Source organism: Sphingopyxis sp. BE235 (assembly GCF_031457175.1).
Taxonomy (GTDB): Bacteria; Pseudomonadota; Alphaproteobacteria; order Sphingomonadales; family Sphingomonadaceae; genus Sphingopyxis.
The window spans coordinates 256,669-271,954 of sequence record NZ_JAVDWC010000004.1 but is presented as its reverse complement, the minus strand read 5'-3'; the positions used below and the strand labels follow the sequence as shown (position 1 = coordinate 271,954).

19 protein-coding genes are annotated in these 15,286 nt (G+C 65.5%); 9 read left to right on the top strand and 10 right to left on the bottom strand.

The window, feature by feature from the left end; translation table 11 throughout:
* Positions 1–5 precede the first annotated feature (5 nt).
* The 9 genes from flgG to J2X38_RS17595 all read left to right on the top strand — a co-directional run bounded on the left by flgG (position 6) and on the right by J2X38_RS17595 (position 8,103).
* On the top strand, positions 6–791 hold the full coding sequence (gene flgG, locus J2X38_RS17635; RefSeq protein WP_310255925.1) for a flagellar basal-body rod protein FlgG: 786 nt from the start codon (positions 6–8) through the stop codon (positions 789–791).
* Positions 772–1,431 (top strand): flagellar basal body L-ring protein FlgH, encoded by a 660-nt coding sequence (locus J2X38_RS17630; protein WP_310255923.1) that lies wholly within the window; start codon positions 772–774, stop codon positions 1,429–1,431. The genes flgG and J2X38_RS17630 overlap by 20 nt, the downstream gene beginning before the upstream one ends.
* A gap of 14 nt (positions 1,432–1,445) precedes the next feature.
* On the top strand, positions 1,446–2,555 hold the full coding sequence (locus J2X38_RS17625) for a flagellar basal body P-ring protein FlgI (RefSeq protein ID WP_405053470.1): 1,110 nt from the start codon (positions 1,446–1,448) through the stop codon (positions 2,553–2,555).
* Positions 2,552–2,857, top strand: a complete 306-nt coding sequence (locus J2X38_RS17620) for a rod-binding protein (protein ID WP_310255921.1) — start codon at positions 2,552–2,554, stop codon at positions 2,855–2,857. The genes J2X38_RS17625 and J2X38_RS17620 overlap by 4 nt, the downstream gene beginning before the upstream one ends.
* The gene (gene flgK, locus J2X38_RS17615; RefSeq protein WP_310255919.1) at positions 2,854–4,179 is read left to right on the top strand and encodes a flagellar hook-associated protein FlgK; all 1,326 of its coding nucleotides are present in this window, start codon (positions 2,854–2,856) and stop codon (positions 4,177–4,179) included. The genes J2X38_RS17620 and flgK overlap by 4 nt, the downstream gene beginning before the upstream one ends.
* A gap of 15 nt (positions 4,180–4,194) precedes the next feature.
* The gene (locus J2X38_RS17610) at positions 4,195–5,025 is read left to right on the top strand and encodes a flagellin (protein ID WP_310255917.1); all 831 of its coding nucleotides are present in this window, start codon (positions 4,195–4,197) and stop codon (positions 5,023–5,025) included.
* Positions 5,026–5,127: 102 nt separating this feature from the next.
* Positions 5,128–5,991 carry a flagellar motor stator protein MotA gene (motA, locus tag J2X38_RS17605; RefSeq protein ID WP_058539346.1) on the top strand — a complete coding sequence of 288 codons (864 nt, stop codon included), beginning with the start codon at positions 5,128–5,130 and terminating at the stop codon, positions 5,989–5,991.
* Positions 5,991–6,839, top strand: coding sequence for a flagellar motor protein MotB (locus J2X38_RS17600; RefSeq protein WP_310255915.1), 849 nt, complete (start codon positions 5,991–5,993; stop codon positions 6,837–6,839). The genes motA and J2X38_RS17600 overlap by 1 nt, the downstream gene beginning before the upstream one ends.
* A gap of 196 nt (positions 6,840–7,035) precedes the next feature.
* A complete protein-coding gene (locus J2X38_RS17595) occupies positions 7,036–8,103 on the top strand; it encodes a sigma-54-dependent Fis family transcriptional regulator (protein ID WP_058539348.1) in 1,068 nt (355 codons plus the stop codon).
* Between the two features lie 222 nt (positions 8,104–8,325).
* Here the strand turns inward: J2X38_RS17595 and fliS are convergent, their stop codons facing one another.
* Genes fliS through fliL form a run of 10 tightly spaced genes read right to left on the bottom strand, consistent with a single transcriptional unit; the run spans position 8,326 to position 15,273 of the window.
* Positions 8,326–8,715, bottom strand: a complete 390-nt coding sequence (gene fliS, locus J2X38_RS17590; protein ID WP_058539400.1) for a flagellar export chaperone FliS — start codon at positions 8,713–8,715, stop codon at positions 8,326–8,328.
* Positions 8,716–8,740: 25 nt separating this feature from the next.
* On the bottom strand, positions 8,741–10,111 hold the full coding sequence (gene fliD, locus J2X38_RS17585) for a flagellar filament capping protein FliD (RefSeq protein WP_310255912.1): 1,371 nt from the start codon (positions 10,109–10,111) through the stop codon (positions 8,741–8,743).
* A 45-nt stretch (positions 10,112–10,156) separates the two neighbouring features.
* Positions 10,157–11,296: a flagellar type III secretion system protein FlhB gene (locus J2X38_RS17580; RefSeq protein ID WP_310255910.1), complete on the bottom strand. Its 1,140-nt coding sequence runs from the start codon at positions 11,294–11,296 to the stop codon at positions 10,157–10,159.
* Positions 11,297–11,299: 3 nt separating this feature from the next.
* Complete coding sequence (gene fliR, locus J2X38_RS17575) at positions 11,300–12,079, bottom strand: flagellar biosynthetic protein FliR (RefSeq protein ID WP_310255908.1); 780 nt, start codon at positions 12,077–12,079, stop codon at positions 11,300–11,302.
* A gap of 7 nt (positions 12,080–12,086) precedes the next feature.
* Positions 12,087–12,356 carry a flagellar biosynthetic protein FliQ gene (locus J2X38_RS17570; protein ID WP_037512577.1) on the bottom strand — a complete coding sequence of 90 codons (270 nt, stop codon included), beginning with the start codon at positions 12,354–12,356 and terminating at the stop codon, positions 12,087–12,089.
* A gap of 4 nt (positions 12,357–12,360) precedes the next feature.
* Positions 12,361–13,131 (bottom strand): flagellar type III secretion system pore protein FliP, encoded by a 771-nt coding sequence (gene fliP, locus J2X38_RS17565; protein WP_310255905.1) that lies wholly within the window; start codon positions 13,129–13,131, stop codon positions 12,361–12,363.
* On the bottom strand, positions 13,121–13,399 hold the full coding sequence (locus J2X38_RS17560) for a flagellar biosynthetic protein FliO (protein WP_310255904.1): 279 nt from the start codon (positions 13,397–13,399) through the stop codon (positions 13,121–13,123). Before J2X38_RS17560 ends, fliP begins: the two co-directional genes overlap by 11 nt.
* Positions 13,399–13,731 carry a flagellar motor switch protein FliN gene (fliN, locus tag J2X38_RS17555; RefSeq protein ID WP_310255903.1) on the bottom strand — a complete coding sequence of 111 codons (333 nt, stop codon included), beginning with the start codon at positions 13,729–13,731 and terminating at the stop codon, positions 13,399–13,401. Before fliN ends, J2X38_RS17560 begins: the two co-directional genes overlap by 1 nt.
* Positions 13,724–14,671, bottom strand: a complete 948-nt coding sequence (locus J2X38_RS17550; RefSeq protein WP_310255902.1) for a FliM/FliN family flagellar motor switch protein — start codon at positions 14,669–14,671, stop codon at positions 13,724–13,726. The genes fliN and J2X38_RS17550 overlap by 8 nt, the downstream gene beginning before the upstream one ends.
* Positions 14,668–15,273: a flagellar basal body-associated protein FliL gene (fliL, locus tag J2X38_RS17545; protein ID WP_058539356.1), complete on the bottom strand. Its 606-nt coding sequence runs from the start codon at positions 15,271–15,273 to the stop codon at positions 14,668–14,670. The genes J2X38_RS17550 and fliL overlap by 4 nt, the downstream gene beginning before the upstream one ends.
* Between the last annotated feature and the right edge of the window lie 13 nt (positions 15,274–15,286).

The window sequence follows — 15,286 nt, the reverse complement described above, 5'->3', positions numbered from 1 at the left end:
ATGAAATGAGTATCGGTGCCTTGCACGTCGCGCGGACCGGTCTGGATGCCCAGGGCTTCCGGATGCAGGTGATCGCCAACAACCTCGCCAACGTGAACACGACGGGCTTCAAGCGCGACCGCGCGAGCTTCGAGACGCTGAGCTATCAGATGATGACCGCGCCGGGTGCGCCGTCGACGGCGGAAAACCGCTATGCGACCGGCCTCAATCTCGGCACCGGCGTCGCGCTCAACGGCACTGCGCGCATGGATACGCAGGGCACCTTCCAGGCGACGGGCAACGGGCTCGACGTCGCGATCGACGGCGCCGGCTATTTCCAGGTCGAAATGCCCGACGGGCGCACCGGCTATACCCGCGCGGGCAATTTCGGCCGCTCGCCCGACGGCACGATCGTGACCTCGGACGGCAAGCCGATGACGCCGGCGATCCAGATTCCCGAAGATGCCAGCAATGTGACGATCGGGCTCGACGGCACCGTGTCGGCGACCGGTGCCGACGGCACCGCGCTCGAACTCGGGCGGATCGAGATCGCGCGCTTCGCCAACCCGGCTGGCTTGCAGGCGATCGGCGGCAATATGCTCGTCGAGACGCAGGCATCGGGCGCGCCGCTGGCCGGCGGCGCGGGCGAGGAAGGCCGCGGCACGCTGCGCGGCGGGATGCTCGAGGGATCGAACGTCAATGTCGTCGAGGAACTCGTCGACATGATCGAGACGCAGCGCGCCTATGAGGTCAATTCGAAGATGATCTCGGCCACCGACGAGATGATGAAAAATGCGTCGCAGACTCTCTAAGCTGGCGATGCTTGGCCTTGCGCTTGCGCCCGTCACGGCGCTCGCGAAGGACAAGCTGCCGCCCGACGCCTTTTCGGTTTCGATACCGCCGCCGCCGGCACCGCCGCCGGCGAATGGCTCGATCTTTCAGGGCAGCTATGTGGCGCTCACTTCGGGCGGCCGCGCAGGCGCCGTCGGCGACATCGTCACGATCCAGCTCGTCGAGCGCACCGCGGCGACGAAAAGCAACGCCGCGGGCACGCAGCGCGACGGCGATATCGGCCTGACGCCGCCGACCACCGGCCCGCTGTCGCTGTTCAATCCCAGCGACATCGCGATGGGTGGTAGCCAGGCGTTCAAGGGCAAGGGCGATGCGTCGCAGTCGAACGCGCTCTCGGGCGAAGTCAGCGTGACGATCGCCGCCGTCTATCCGAACGGGACGATGTTCGTGCGCGGCGAAAAGCTGCTCACGCTCAATCGCGGGGACGAGCGCGTCCAGATTTCCGGAATCATCCGCGCGATCGATATCAGCCCCGAAAACCGCATCCTGTCGACCCGCGTCGCCGATGCCAAAATCCGTTACGTCGGCAAGGGCGAGATCGCCCGCGCGAGCCAGCAAGGCTGGCTGCAGCGCTTCTTCTCGATCATCAGCCCGTTCTAACAGAGGAATTTGAAGTGACCCAGCGTCCGACCCTGTTCACCCTTTTTGCGCTGTTGCTCGCGAGCTTCGCCTTTGCGGCGCCCGCACAGGCCGAGCGGATCAAGGACATGGGCCAGTTCCAGGGCCTGCGCGCCAACCAATTGACGGGGTACGGCATCGTCGTCGGCCTCGCGGGCACGGGCGACGACAGCCTCGACTATTCGACGCTGGGCATGAAGGGCGCGGTGTCGCGCTTTGGCCTGACCTTGCCGCCGGGGGTCAATCCGGCGCTGAAAAATGCCGCGGCGGTGATGATCACCGCCGAATTGCCGCCTTTCGCCAAGCCCGGCCAGCGCCTCGACGTCACCGTGTCGGCGATCGGCAAATCCAAAAGCCTGCGCGGCGGCACCCTCGTGCTCGCGCCGCTTTATGGCGCCGACGGACAGATTTATGCGATGGTGCAGGGCAATCTGGTCATCGGCGGGCTCGGCGTCGATGCCGCCGACGGATCGAAACTGACCGTCAATGTGCCGTCGAGCGGCCGCATCGCGAACGGCGCGACGGTCGAGCGCGCGGTCGACACCGGCTTTGCGACGTCGAGCTATCTGACCTTCAACCTTCACCAGTTCGATGCGACCAATGCCAAGCGGGTGACCGATGCGATCAACGCCGCGCTCCCCGGCTCGGCATCGATGATCGACGGCGCCAGCATCGCGATCCGCACCGGCGGCAACGGCGACGAACGCATGCGGTTGATCTCGCAGATCGAGAATCTGGGCGTCCAGCGCGCCGAGCCGCCCGCGAAGGTTATCGTCAACGCGCGCACCGGCACTGTCGTCATCAACGGCGCGGTCCGCGTCGGCACCGCCGCGGTGACGCAGGGCAAGCTCACCGTCTCGATCAAGGAATCGCCGATGGTGGTGCAGCCCGCGCCGTTCAGCCGCGGCCAGACCGCGGTCGAGGAGTCGAGCGAGATCAGCGTCGAGCAGGACTATCGTCCGGTGATGCTGGTCAAGCCGACCGCTTCGCTTTCCGAACTCGTCGATGCGATCAATCGCATGGGCGTTCCCCCGGGCGACCTTGTCGCCATCCTCGAAGCGCTGAGCCAGGCCGGCGCGCTCACTGCGGAACTGGTGATCATATGACGAGCCCTATTTCTTCTGTCCGCGCCACGCCGACGCCAGCCGCTGCCGGCGGCGGCGATGGCGGGCTGCGCAAAGCGGCCGAGGCATTCGAAGCCGTGATCCTGCGCCAGCTGATGGCGTCGATGCGGCAGGCCAAGCTCGGCGACGATATATTGGGGTCGAGCGCGACCGACAATTTCCGCGAAATGGCCGACGCGCGCACCGCCGACAGCCTCGCCGCGATGCGCCAGTTCGGGATCGCCGACATGGTCGAGCGGCAGTTTCGCGGCCAGCTCGGCGGCCTTAAGGGAGGCGTGCAATGAGCGACCTGCTCGGCATCGGCTATAGCGGGCTCAAAGCCTATTCGCGTGCGCTCTCGACGATCGGCGACAATATCGCCAACGCCCAGACCCCCGGATATGCGCGGCGCCGGCTCGAAATGATGGAAGCCGTCGGCGGCGGCAATTCGATCTTCTACCGCGGCAACACCAACCCCGGCGGCGTCGACATTCGCGGCATCGACCGCTCGGTCGACGGCTGGCTGATCGAGGATTCGCGCATCACCTCGGGCGACGCCGAACGTTCGGCGACGAAGCTCGGCTGGCTCGGCAAGACCGAGGATGCGCTGAGCGACGAGACCAACGGCATCAAGACCGGGCTGACCAAGCTTTATACCACCGCCGACCAGTTGACCGCCGATCCGACGAATCGCACGCTGCGTGCGCAGTTCCTGCAATCGGTCGACGATATCGCGTCAGGCTTTCGTACCGCGGCGGGCCAGCTCGACAAGATGGGCGAGGGGATCGAGGGCGCTGCAGCGAGCACGGTCGATCAGTTCAACAGCAATCTGAATGCGCTTGAACAGATCAACATCGGGCTGCGCAAGGCGCGGCCGGGCTCGACCAACGAGGCGAGCCTGCTCGACGAACGCGACCGGCTGCTCGACAAATTGTCGTCGCAGGCCGGCGTCAGCCCGACCTTCGACAATAATGGCGCGGTGACGCTGCGCGCGGCCGGATCGGGCGACCTGCTCGTCGGCGGCGGCGTGGTGAACCCGATTTCGGTCACCGCCGCACCCGACGGGCGCCTGTCGTACAGCGTCGGCGGTTCGCCGCTTGCCATCTCGACCGGCTCGCTTGCCGGCCTTGCCGAAGGCGCGAACCATGTCGCCGACCAGCGCGCGTCGCTCGACACGATGGCGACGCAGTTCGCTAGCCAGCTCAACGCCGCGCATCAGGCGGGCACCGACGCCAATGGCAATCCGGGGCAGGCCTTGTTCACCGGCACAAGTGCGGCAACGCTGACCGCCGCGCCGCTGACGCCCGATCAGGTGGCGGCGGCGAACGCGTCGGGCAGCAACGGCAATATGCTCGCGCTCGGTGCGATGCGCGGGGCGAACGATCCCGAAGCGCGCTGGTCGGGCCATCTGGCGACGCAGGCGCAGGCCGTGTCGTCGGCGCGGGCGCAGGACGCCGCCGCGGCGACGCGCGCCGATGCCTCGGCCGCGGCACGCGACGGCGTCAGTCAGGTCGATCTCGACACCGAAGCCGCCGAGCTGCTGCGCTTCCAGCAGGCCTATTCGGCCGCCGCGCGCACGATCCAGGTCGCGCGCGAAACCATGCAAACATTGCTCAGCTCGCTCTAAGGAAGGGTCAGGATCATGATCAACGCCGTGGGCAACCGCATGACGCGCGAAATCGCGCGCCAACAGAAACTCGCCGACGCGCTCGAGCGGACGCAGATCCAGATCTCGGGCGGGAAAAAGCTGCTGCGCATGTCCGACGATCCCGTCGCAGCGCGGCGGATCGCGACGATCGGCACGACGCAGGCGAGCATGACCGCCTGGTCGGCCAATGTGAACGCGGCCGACGCGCTGGTGTCGCAGGCCGATGGCGTGATGAAATCGGTAAGCAACCTGATGACCCGCGCGCGCGAGCTGACGCTTTCGGCAGCGAGCGATACGACAAATCCCGCCGACCGCGCGACCATCGCCGCCGAACTCGGCACGATCGCCGACGAACTCGACGCGCTGGCTGCAACGCGCGATTCAAACGGCGAGCCCGTGTTCGCGACCGGCACCGCGCGCGTGATGCGCTTTGATTCGGATCTCAGCTTCGCCCCGGTTCCGTCGGCGGCCGATGTTTTCGTCGTCGGCGGAAACAGCCTGTCGACGGGGATTCGCGATGCGGCCGCCGCGGTTGCGGCGGGCGACAAGACGATGATGGGAACGTCGATCACGGCGCTGGACACCGCGATCAGCCATGCCGCCGATAAACATGCCGAAATCGGCCTGTCGGGCGGGCGGCTCGACCGCATCGCCGACGGGCTCGCGGCGCGCGGGATCACGCTCAAGGATGAGCGGTCGTCGGTCGAGGACACCGACCTCGACGTCGCGATCGCGCAGCTCAAAGCCCAGGATCTGACGCTGCAGGCGGCGCAGGCGGCCTTTGCCAAGATTAACCGGCAGAGCTTGTTCGATATTTTGAACTGACGCCCCTCAATCTTGCGGCGCTGCTGCCGTTAATCATCAAGACGTCCCTGAATTTGCGGGGGCCGGCTTCGACAGCCGGGTCCGAATGGAGTTTGCTCGCACATGTTTCCCGTTGTCGGCATTGTCGTACTGATCCTGCTGGTCTTCGGGGGCTTCGCGCTGACCGGCGGCAATCTGGGTCCCGTCATGCACGCGCTGCCGCACGAAATGCTGATCATCGGCGGTGCGGCACTCGGCTCGCTGATCATCGGCAATTCGGGTGCCGATCTGAAGGCGCTCGGCGGCGGACTCGCCAAGGTGTTCAAGGGACCGAAGTATAAGAAGCAGGATTATCTCGACTGCATCCTGCTCGTCTCGACGCTGATGAAGATGATGCGCACCGAAGGACCGGTTGCGGTCGAGCCGCACATCGAGGATCCGAAAAACTCGACGATCTTCCAGCAATATCCCAAGCTTTTGAAGGACGACACGCTCGTCCATCTGATCTGCGACACGCTGCGCCTCGTCGTCGTGTCTTCGGGCACGCTCGATCCGCACGCGGTCGAAGAGGTGATGGATAATGCGCTGAAAAGCCACCATCATCATTCGATGAAGCCCGCCGAAGGTCTGCAGAGCCTTGCCGACGCGCTTCCCGCGCTCGGCATCGTCGCCGCGGTGCTCGGCGTCGTGAAGACGATGGGCTCGATCGACAAGCCGCCGGCGATCCTCGGCGCGATGATCGGTTCGGCGCTCGTCGGCACCTTCCTCGGCGTGCTCCTCGCCTACGGTCTCGTCGGTCCGTTCGCGACGCGCGCCAAGGCGGTGATCGAAAGCGACGCCGCCATCTATCACACGGTGAAACAGCTGATCATCGCGTCGCTCCACGGTCATCCGCAGCCGCTGGTGATCGAGGCCGCGCGGTCGGGCGTCGACCATCATAACCAGCCGAGCTTTGCCGAGGTGTTCGACGGGATGCGGGGCCGCTGATGGCCGCGCGTCCCAACATGCCGCGGCCGATCATCGTCAAGAAGGTGATCCAGCAAGCGCACGGCGGCCATCACGGCGGCGCGTGGAAGGTCGCCTATGCGGACTTCGTCACCGCGATGATGGCCTTCTTCCTTTTGATGTGGCTGCTCGGTGCGACGAACGAGGCGCAGCGCAAGGCGCTCGCCGACTATTTCGCGCCGACGATCGTCCAGAGCAAACAGGACACCGCGGGGTCGAACGGCCTGTTCGGCGGCGACTCGCTGGTGTCGGCCGACAAATATCCGCACGGTGCGGCACAGACGGGCACGCGCTCGATGACGATCCCGCGTGACGCCGATGGCGGACCGCGCGAAGCGTCGGGGCGCGAGCGCGCGAGCGACAAGCAGCAGTTCAGGAAGCTCGCCCAGACGCTGATGGATCAATTGCAGGCAAAGGGCGACCTCAAGCGTCTCGCGCCGAACCTGCGCTTTACCGAAACGCTTGAAGGGCTGCGCATCGACGTCGTCGACGATGCGGATTTTTCGATGTTCGTGATCGGCACCAGCCAGCTGACCCCCGACGGCGCGCGGCTGTTCAGCGAAATCGCGAAGCCCGTCGCGGCGGTAACGAACAAGGTGATGATCCGCGGCCACACCGACGCCGCGCCCTGGTCGGCGAAGTCTGGGACGAACAACTGGCGTCTGTCGGTCGACCGGGCGGAGGTCACGCGCCACTATCTCGAGTTCCGCGGTATCGCCTCGAATCGCTTTTCGCGAATCGAAGGGGTGGCCGATCGCGAGCCCTATGTTCCCTCCGACCGATTCGATCCGCGCAATCGCCGCATCTCGATCACGCTGGGCTGGCGCTAGACGCGTGGCAATTAGTGCCAATTTGGCAGCATATTGGAGATAGTTAACGAGATTGCGCGTTAATTACTTCCAATCTGGCAATATCTCTTTGTTTTGAATGGGTTAGCTAACAGCTGATAAGCTTTCGTTTACCAATTTCGTCAATTCCTGAGTCCATCGAAGGGGGCACCGAGCGGGCGGTGCGGTGGAGACTGAAATGACACTGGGGCAGAACAACAATGCAGCGCTCGAAGCGCTGATCATCGGCACGAGCCCGGCGACCTGCCGGCTGCGCGAGATGATCCGCCGCGTGGCGCGCTCGAACGCCTCGGTGATGCTCTGCGGCCCGTCGGGCTCGGGCAAGGAACTTGTTGCCCGCGCCATTCACGACGAAGGCGCCCGTGCCGGCAAGGCTTTTTCGGCCATCAATTGCGGCGCAATCCCCGGCGAACTCATCGAATCCGAACTCTTCGGGCATGAAAAGGGCAGCTTCACCGGCGCCCATGCCCGCCGCATCGGCCATTTCGAAGCGACCGAGGGCGGCACGCTCTTCCTCGACGAAATCGGCGACATGCGTTTCGACATGCAGGTCAAACTGCTCCGCGTGCTCGAAGACCGGACGATTGTCCGCGTCGGCAGCAGCGACGTGAAGGCCGTCGACGTCCGCGTCATTTCGGCTACCCACCAGGATCTCGGCGCCGCGATCGCCGATGGCAAATTCCGCGAAGACCTGTTCTTCCGGCTCGGCGTGGTTGTGCTCCAGGTCCCCAGCCTTGCCAACCGCGTCGAGGATATTCCGGCGCTCATCCGCCACTTCCAGCGCCAGATGCCCGCCGACGCCAAATGCCGTTTCGACGATGCGGCGATGACGCTGCTGATGCAGCATGCATGGCCGGGCAATGTCCGTGAACTCAGGAATTTCGTGGAGCGCGCCAGCGTTCTCCATGGCGGCGAGACGCTCGGTCTCGACGACGTCGCCATGCTTTTGAACCCCACCGCAGCGCTTGCACCGCGACGGGCTGTCCCCAGCAGCCCCGTCGCGGCGCAAGCCAGCGCGGAAGATCAGGTCGCCTCGGCTCCGGCCGCGCCGCATGCCAAGACGCCGGCACCGGGCCGCCCGATCGATCTCAAGCGCGAGATCGAAACGATCGAACTCGAACAGATTTACGTCGCGCTCGACCTTGCCGACGGCATCATTTCCGAAGCGGCGCGCCTGCTGACGCTGAAGCGCACGACGCTGATCGAAAAGATGCGCAAGTACGGGGTTCACCAGCAGGCCGCCTGACTCGGCCGCGATACAAGTTTCAGCACCCGCTGAAAAAGGGAGCTCTGGTCCGCTCCCGCACCACCCGGCCGCCCGTCCCCACCATGGGCGGCCGGGTAACCAGCGGGCATTTGATTGAATGAATGCGGCACCGGCCCGCTCCCCCACCGCCCTTCGACGCCTCGCGTCGTCTTCGGGCGGTGGGGGAGCGGGCCGGTGCCGTTCCACGTCAGTGGAAAAACTCTATCGAAGCTGGCGCCAGGCCGCGCTGATCGTCAAAATTCCTTCGAGCAGCTCGGCAAGACCCTCGGCGCTATTCGCGGCCACGGCATCGTCGAGCTTGCGGCGCATGCTGCGATAGACGCGCGACAGCGCGGTCGCGACATCGCCGCCCTTGTCGCGATCGAGTCCCGCGTCGAGACCGATCAGGATCGCGCGCGCGCGGTGCGCGGGTTCGGTCGCCGACACGCGCTGCCCCTGCCGGATCATCGCCCCCAGCACGCCCACGGCGGTCTCCAGCTCGTCATAGAGCATGGTGACCAGCTCGACGGGGTCGGCGGCGGCGGCGCGGCTTTCATGCTGCAATCGGCGATAAAGCCCGGTCGCCCGGACGGTCGAGGCGGTAGCGTTCACGGCGGCGGTCCCCAAGTCCTAGTTCTTAGTCGTTACCCTGGTTCGTCCAGAGTTTGATTTGCTGTTCGAGATAGGTCTGCGTCGCCTTGAACGCCGCGAGCTTGGCTTCGAGCGTGCCATATTGCTTCTCGAGCCGCGCCTTATAAGCGCTCTCGCGCTCCTCGATCTTCTCGAGCTGATCGATGAGATTTTCCTTTTTGGCGTCGAGCGTTTTCGAGACGCGATCGATCGCGCCATTGACGCCGACCGCCTTGTCGCGGATCGCGTCGAGCGCAAAGGCGATCCCGGGATCGCTTATCTCGGTGTGCGTCGCGTCGCGCCGCGGATTGAACAGCGCCTCGACCGCGCCCGCGTCGCTGGCGAGCATCTTGTCGAGCTTGGCGTTGTCGACCGAAAGCAGGCCGTCCTTCGTCGACGAAATGCCGATGTCGGACAGCTTGTTGATGCTGCCGTGGCTTGAAAGCACCTTGTTGACCAGGCCGGAAAGTTCGCGTTCGATCTCGCGGAGCGAGGTCGTCGCGCCCGACATGCTGGAGGCCGCGACAAGGCTTTTCTTGAGCTGGTTATAGACCGAAACAAAATCGCCGACGGTCTGCTTGATCATCTCGAGCGGGCGGCTCGCACCGATGTCGACGCCTTGTCCGGGCGCCGCCTTTTTCAGCGTGAGCGACATGCCGGGAATCACATCGTCGACGATGTTGTTCGCGCGACTGAAGGCCACGCCGTCGATCGTGAATTCGGCGTTGGTGGCGGTCTGGCCCACGGTCATGCCGCCGCTGGTCGAAAAGGCCGTCAGGCCCGGGTCGGCACCGGCGTCGGCGGTGAGGGTGAAGGCACCGACTTCGCCCGTCGGACCTTTGACGATCAGGCGGTGGCCGCCCTCATCGGCGATGATCGACGCGGTCACGCCGGCGCCGCTCGCGTTGATCGCATTGGTCAGCCCCTCGAGGCTGTTGTTCGTGGCGCCGATGGTGATCGTCTTGGCGACGCCGCCGACGGTCAGCGTCATCGTGCCCGCGCCGATCGCGGCGGTACGGTCGGCGACGACGGCGGAATAATTGGTCTGCGCGCGCGCGAGCTGCGTCACGACGACGGTCGCGGCGAAGCTGTCGGCCGACAGGCCGGCGCGGCTGGTGGCGCTAAGCACGCTTTCGTCGGAAACGGTCGGCGTGCTGCGCAAGGTGCCGTCGCTGACCATCTGGCCCAGCGAATTGGCAAAGCCGTCGAGGTCCGATCGCGCCTGCGCCAGCGCGCTGATCCGCGTCTGGTTCGCCTGGTTGAGCGAGTTCATGCGCTTTATCTTCGGGTCGCGCGACGCGTTCGACAGGTCGGTGACGAGCTGTTTGACGTCGAGGCCCGACCCGAAGCCGAGGCTGTTGGCGATTGAACTGACCATGGCAAAATATCCTTCGAACCCCTTAACGGCGGCGCGCGGACAAGTTTAAGCCTGACGGCGCCCTTCGGGATCGAAACGATGCGAAGGCGGCACGTCGATCGCGGGCGGCGCCGTGCCTTCGGCGGCCGCACGTTCGAGCTGGAACACGAAAGCGAGCACCGTGGCGACCGCAACGAACAATTCTTCGGGGATCACGCGGCCGGCGCGCGCGGTGAAATAGATGGCGCGCGTGAGCGCCGGATATTCGAGCAGCGGGACATTGGCACCGCGCGCCAGATCGCGGATCGACAGCGCGACGTCGCCGCGGCCGCGCGCGACAACGACGGGCGCCGCATCGACCCCGGGGCGATAGCGCAGCGCGACCGAGAAATGCGTCGGGTTGGTGAGGACGACGGTCGCGTCGGACACCGCCTTGCGCGCCGATCCGCTCAAGATGTCGTGCGCGCGCTGGCGCTGTGCCTGCTTGAGTTCGGGGGCGCCGTCGGACTGGCGCATTTCTTCTTTCACTTCCTGCTTGCTCATCATCAGCCGCTGGTTGCGCGTGAACCACTGCACCGGCACATCGATCAGCGCGATGACGACCAGCCCGCCGGCGAGCACCAGCATCGCATGGCCGATTTCCTTTCCGGCCAATCCGATCGCGGCCATCAGGTCGGTCGACGCCATCGTCATGATCGCGGGCAGGCTGTTCAGGACGAGCCAGTAACCGATGCTGCCAAGCAACAGCACTTTCGCCAATGCCTTGCCGAGTTCGGTGACGCCCTGCATCCCGAACATGCGCTTGAGCCCGGCCATCGGGCTCATCCGGTTGCCCTTGAAGTGAAGCGCCTTGCCGCGCCAGCCTATCGACCCGAGCATCGCCGGTCCCGCGACCGCGGCGCCGAGCGTCAGCGCGAACAGGCTCGCGAGCGGAAGCAGGATTTCGGCGCCGTTGCGCATCAGCGCCTCGGCGGGCGCAAAATCGGCGACGTCGGCGGCGGTCAAGGTCAGCCCGCGGCGGACGAGATCGCCCGCCGACTGGACAAACCAGCCGCCTGCGGCGACCATCCAGCCCGCGGCAGCAAGCATCGCCAGCGCCGTCGCGAGTTCGCGCGACATCAGCACATCGCCTTCGCGCGCCGAGTCCGACAGCTTCTTTGCCGTCGGCTGTTCGGTTTTCTGGTCCTTCTCGGTCGTGCCCGACATTGCCTAGATTCCCGCGACCATCCGCGCGGCGTCGAGCGCGTCGGACAGGATGCGCGCGATCGCCTCGGCCATCGCCGGCGTCGCGACGCCGAGCAGGACGATCCCGGCGAGCAAGGTTGCGGGGATGCCGACCGCGAACAGGTTGAGCGCCGGCGCCGAGCGGCCGATGACGCCCATGATGATCTGGACGAGGATCAGCACGAAGCCGACCGGCATCGCGATGGTGAGCCCCGCGGCGAACATCAGGCTGCCGAAACGGATGATGCCTCCGATCGCGTCCCACGACGGAAAGGCGTTGCCGGGGGGCAGCGCGCTGTAACTGTCGACGATGATGCCGATCAGCACAAGATGGCCGTCGGCAGCGAGGAACAGCGCTGTGGCCATCATCGACAGGAACTGGCCGATCGCCGAACTCGATGCGCCGCTCAGCGGATCGACCATCGATGCGAAGCCGAGGCCCATCGCATTGCTGATCGCCTCGCCCGCGAGCAGGGCGGCGGCGAGACCCATCTGGAGGACGAATCCCATCGCGAGGCCGATCACGACCTCGCCGATGATGAGGAAAAAGCCCGGGACCGACACGATCCCTTCAGGCGGCAACGTCATGCCCGAGGCCGCGACCGCGGGCACCCCGACCGCGAGCGCGATCACCAGCCGCAACTGCACCGGTACGCTCGACGAGCCGAACACCGGCGCGGCGATGAAGGCGGCGCCGGGACGGATCATCCCCAGCATCCACAGCTGGAGCATCGCCTCGATATTCGGGATGTCGGCGGGGTTCATTGTGCGCCTAGCGCACCAACGCCGGGATCTGCGCGAAGATTTCGCGGGTGAAATCGGTGAGCAGGACGAGGATGCTGCCACCGAAAATCGCAAGGCAGATCGCCGCGACGATCAGCTTGGGCACAAAGGTCAGCGTCTGTTCGTTGATCGACGTCGCCGCCTGCACCATGCCGAGCAGCACGCCGATGACGAGCACGGGCAGCAGCAAAGGCGCCGACGCGAGCGCGAGAATCCACAGCGACTGCTGCGCGACTCCGATGAAATAGTCAGCCTCCACTACGCTAACTCACAAAAGAGGAGGCGAGCGATCCCATCGTCAGCGCCCAGCCATCGACGAGGACGAAGAGCAAGAGCTTGAAGGGCATCGATATGATCGTCGGTGACAACATCATCATACCAAGCGACATCAGCGCCGAGGCGACGATCAGGTCGATGACGAGGAAGGGCAAGAAGATCAGGAAGCCGATCTGGAACGCGGTCTTGAGCTCGCTGGTGACGAAGGCGGGCAGCAGGATCGAGAAGGGCACGTCCTTCGGGCTCGCATAGGTTGGCGCTTTCGCGATCTTGGCGAACATCATCAGGTCGGTCTTGCGCGTCTGCTTCATCATGAAGCCGTGGAGCGCGACGCCCGACCGCGACACCGCTTCGCCGATATCGATCTGTTCCTGGCCATAAGGTTCGATTGCGACGCGGTTCACTTCGGTGATCACCGGCGCCATCACGAATAGCGAGAGGAACAAACTCAAGCCGACCAGCACCTGGTTCGGCGGCGTCTGTTGCAATCCCAGCGCATGGCGCAGGATCGACAGCACGATGATGATGCGCGTGAAGCTGGTCATCATCAGCAGCAGCGACGGCAGCACCGTCAGCAGGCTCATCAGGACGAGGATCTGGAGTGACAGGCTCAAGGGGCGGCCATCGCCGCCGATCTCGCCGACTGCGCGGCTGAGGCCGTCGGCGGCCTGCGCCCAGGCGGCGGGCGCGGCGCACAGCAAGGCGGCACCGCCGGCGAGCGCCGCGGCGCGCAGCCAGAAGCGGCGATCAGTCCGCATGGAAATCGCCCTGGCTGTCGTCGGCGATCCGCGTGATGCCGTTGCGCGACACCGCGATCAGGACGCGCTGCCCGGCAAATTCGACCACCGCGAGCTTCGAGCCGGGACCGAGCGGCAGCACGTCGATCATTTCGACGGCGCGCGTCTTTGCGGCGCCGCCGACGAGCGGAACACCCATCTGGACGCGCTTCCACAGCCACAGGCTGCCCCACGCCATGCCGCCGACGAGCGGCAGCAGGATGAGCAGGCGGAGAATATATTCGAACATCAGGCTCTCCGCTCGAAACCTTCGAGCCCGCGCGCGGGCGCGACGACTTCGGCGACCTGGATGCCGTAACGACCATCGATGCTGACGATCTCGCCCTTCGCGATGAGGGTGCCGTTTGCATAGATGTCGAGCAGGTCGGTCGCGGCGCGGTCGAGTTCGATCACGCTGCCTTCGTCGATCGCGAGGAGCTCGGAGAGCGTCATCGAGGTCGACCCGACCTCGACCGACACGCGCAGCGAAACGCCGGCGAGCAGGTCGAAATTGGGCGCGGCGGCGATGCTCTTGTCGCGCCGGTCGGCGCGCACCTTCGGGGCGTCGCTGATGTCAGTCATGGTCGGGTCCTTTTTCGATATGGTCTATCATGATCGCGGCGTTGCCATTAGCTTCGCCGATGCTGCCGAGCGCGAAGCTGCGTCCGGCGACGGTCACCGGTACATGGCGCGGCATATTGAGCGGAATGATGTCGCCAACCTCGAGCGCGAGCAGTTTGACGAGGCTGATCTCGGGGCGTGCGAGCACCGAACGGACGGGCATGCGCACGTCGCGCAGCGCCTTGTCGAGCGCGCTGGCCCATACCGGGTTGGCGCCATTGACCTGCGTTTCGGGAAGCAGCTCATCACCCGCGATTCCGCGCAGCGCGGCGACCGGATAGGCGCACATGATCGTCCGCCCCTCGAACGGGGCGCCGCGCAGCGTGAAGCGCTGGACGAACAATTCATCGTCGGCGCGTACCGCGGCGAGCTTGGCGGGATCGGCGGTGACGCAGTCGAGTTCGGGTTCGATCGCGAGCTTGCCGCGCCATGCGGCGGCAAGCTGCAACCCGATATCGCGGCCAAGGCGCGCCGCGAAGCGATCCTCGGCGTCGGTCAATTCCTCGCGCTCGGCGGCGAGCTGGCCGCGACCGCCATAGAAGATGTCGACAAGCTGGAGCAGCAGCGAGCGCGACCCCGCGAGCATCACCGGGCCCTTGAGCGGCGGCGCATGATAACGCCAGAAAATAGCGGGCGCGGCGGACGCGCTCCACTCGGCAAAGCTGACCTGCTCGGCGCCCGACCGTTCGATCTGGATCGCCGGCGCGCCGAGCGCACGGATCAGGTCGCGCAAGCTGCGCGCAAACTGGTTCGCCACGCCTTCGAGCGCGGGGAAGGCATAGCCGTCCGCCGCCCGGCGCAGCAGCAGGGATTCCCTGGTATCCGCAGGCGCGGCCTGGGCTGCTGGTGCAGGTGCGGCCGGTGCCTTCACGGCTTTGACGGTTTTCGTGCTGGTGGTCACTGAATCACCAGGCTCGTGAAATAAACATTGTCGATGCCCCCGAAACCTTCCTTGTCGCGCAACACATCGTTGATCGCGGCCGTCAGCTGACGCTGCAGCCGCTGTTTCCCCTGGGATGTGGAAAGCAACGCCGGATCCTGTTCGGCGAGCACCATAAGCACGACCGAACGGATCGGAACAGCCTGCCGTTTGATATTATTGATAACCTTGCCGTCGTAGAAGGTCGAAAGGCTGATACCGACCTGCAGGAAGCCCGATCCGTCGGCGAGGTTCGTCGTGAAGCTGTCGGCGATCGGGTAATAGGTGATCTCATACTTCTTGGGATCGACCTTGAACTTGTCGTTCGGGACCGACACCGTGCCGACCTTCGGCGGCGCTTCCTTGTCGTCGCCCTCGGCGGCCGGCTCGGGCTCGCCTTCGCTGCGTTCGACCAGCTTGGGGAAATGATCCTCGGGCTTCGCCTCATGCGCCTGCAGCGCGCCGAAATAGATGCCCGCACCCGCGCCCGCGCCGATCAGTGCGATCGCGGCGACGCCGATGAACAGCAGCTTCTTGAACGAGCCCTTCTTCTTGGGGGCGCCTTCGATATTATCCTTGGCCATGATGGGACCCTTT

What these genes read in the sequence shown, in the direction of transcription:
- flgG (WP_310255925.1), top strand. Translation starts at nt 6, where the DNA reads ATGAGTATCGGTGCCTTGCACGTCGCGCGGACCGGTCTGGATGCCCAG.
- J2X38_RS17630 (WP_310255923.1), top strand. Translation starts at nt 772, where the DNA reads ATGCGTCGCAGACTCTCTAAGCTGGCGATGCTTGGCCTTGCGCTTGCG.
- J2X38_RS17620 (WP_310255921.1), top strand. Translation starts at nt 2,552, where the DNA reads ATGACGAGCCCTATTTCTTCTGTCCGCGCCACGCCGACGCCAGCCGCT.
- flgK (WP_310255919.1), top strand. Translation starts at nt 2,854, where the DNA reads ATGAGCGACCTGCTCGGCATCGGCTATAGCGGGCTCAAAGCCTATTCG.
- J2X38_RS17610 (WP_310255917.1), top strand. Translation starts at nt 4,195, where the DNA reads ATGATCAACGCCGTGGGCAACCGCATGACGCGCGAAATCGCGCGCCAA.
- motA (WP_058539346.1), top strand. Translation starts at nt 5,128, where the DNA reads ATGTTTCCCGTTGTCGGCATTGTCGTACTGATCCTGCTGGTCTTCGGG.
- J2X38_RS17600 (WP_310255915.1), top strand. Translation starts at nt 5,991, where the DNA reads ATGGCCGCGCGTCCCAACATGCCGCGGCCGATCATCGTCAAGAAGGTG.
- J2X38_RS17595 (WP_058539348.1), top strand. Translation starts at nt 7,036, where the DNA reads ATGACACTGGGGCAGAACAACAATGCAGCGCTCGAAGCGCTGATCATC.
- fliD (WP_310255912.1), bottom strand. Translation starts at nt 10,111, where the DNA reads ATGGTCAGTTCAATCGCCAACAGCCTCGGCTTCGGGTCGGGCCTCGAC.
- J2X38_RS17580 (WP_310255910.1), bottom strand. Translation starts at nt 11,296, where the DNA reads ATGTCGGGCACGACCGAGAAGGACCAGAAAACCGAACAGCCGACGGCA.
- fliR (WP_310255908.1), bottom strand. Translation starts at nt 12,079, where the DNA reads ATGAACCCCGCCGACATCCCGAATATCGAGGCGATGCTCCAGCTGTGG.
- fliP (WP_310255905.1), bottom strand. Translation starts at nt 13,131, where the DNA reads ATGCGGACTGATCGCCGCTTCTGGCTGCGCGCCGCGGCGCTCGCCGGC.
- J2X38_RS17560 (WP_310255904.1), bottom strand. Translation starts at nt 13,399, where the DNA reads ATGTTCGAATATATTCTCCGCCTGCTCATCCTGCTGCCGCTCGTCGGC.
- fliN (WP_310255903.1), bottom strand. Translation starts at nt 13,731, where the DNA reads ATGACTGACATCAGCGACGCCCCGAAGGTGCGCGCCGACCGGCGCGAC.
- fliL (WP_058539356.1), bottom strand. Translation starts at nt 15,273, where the DNA reads ATGGCCAAGGATAATATCGAAGGCGCCCCCAAGAAGAAGGGCTCGTTC.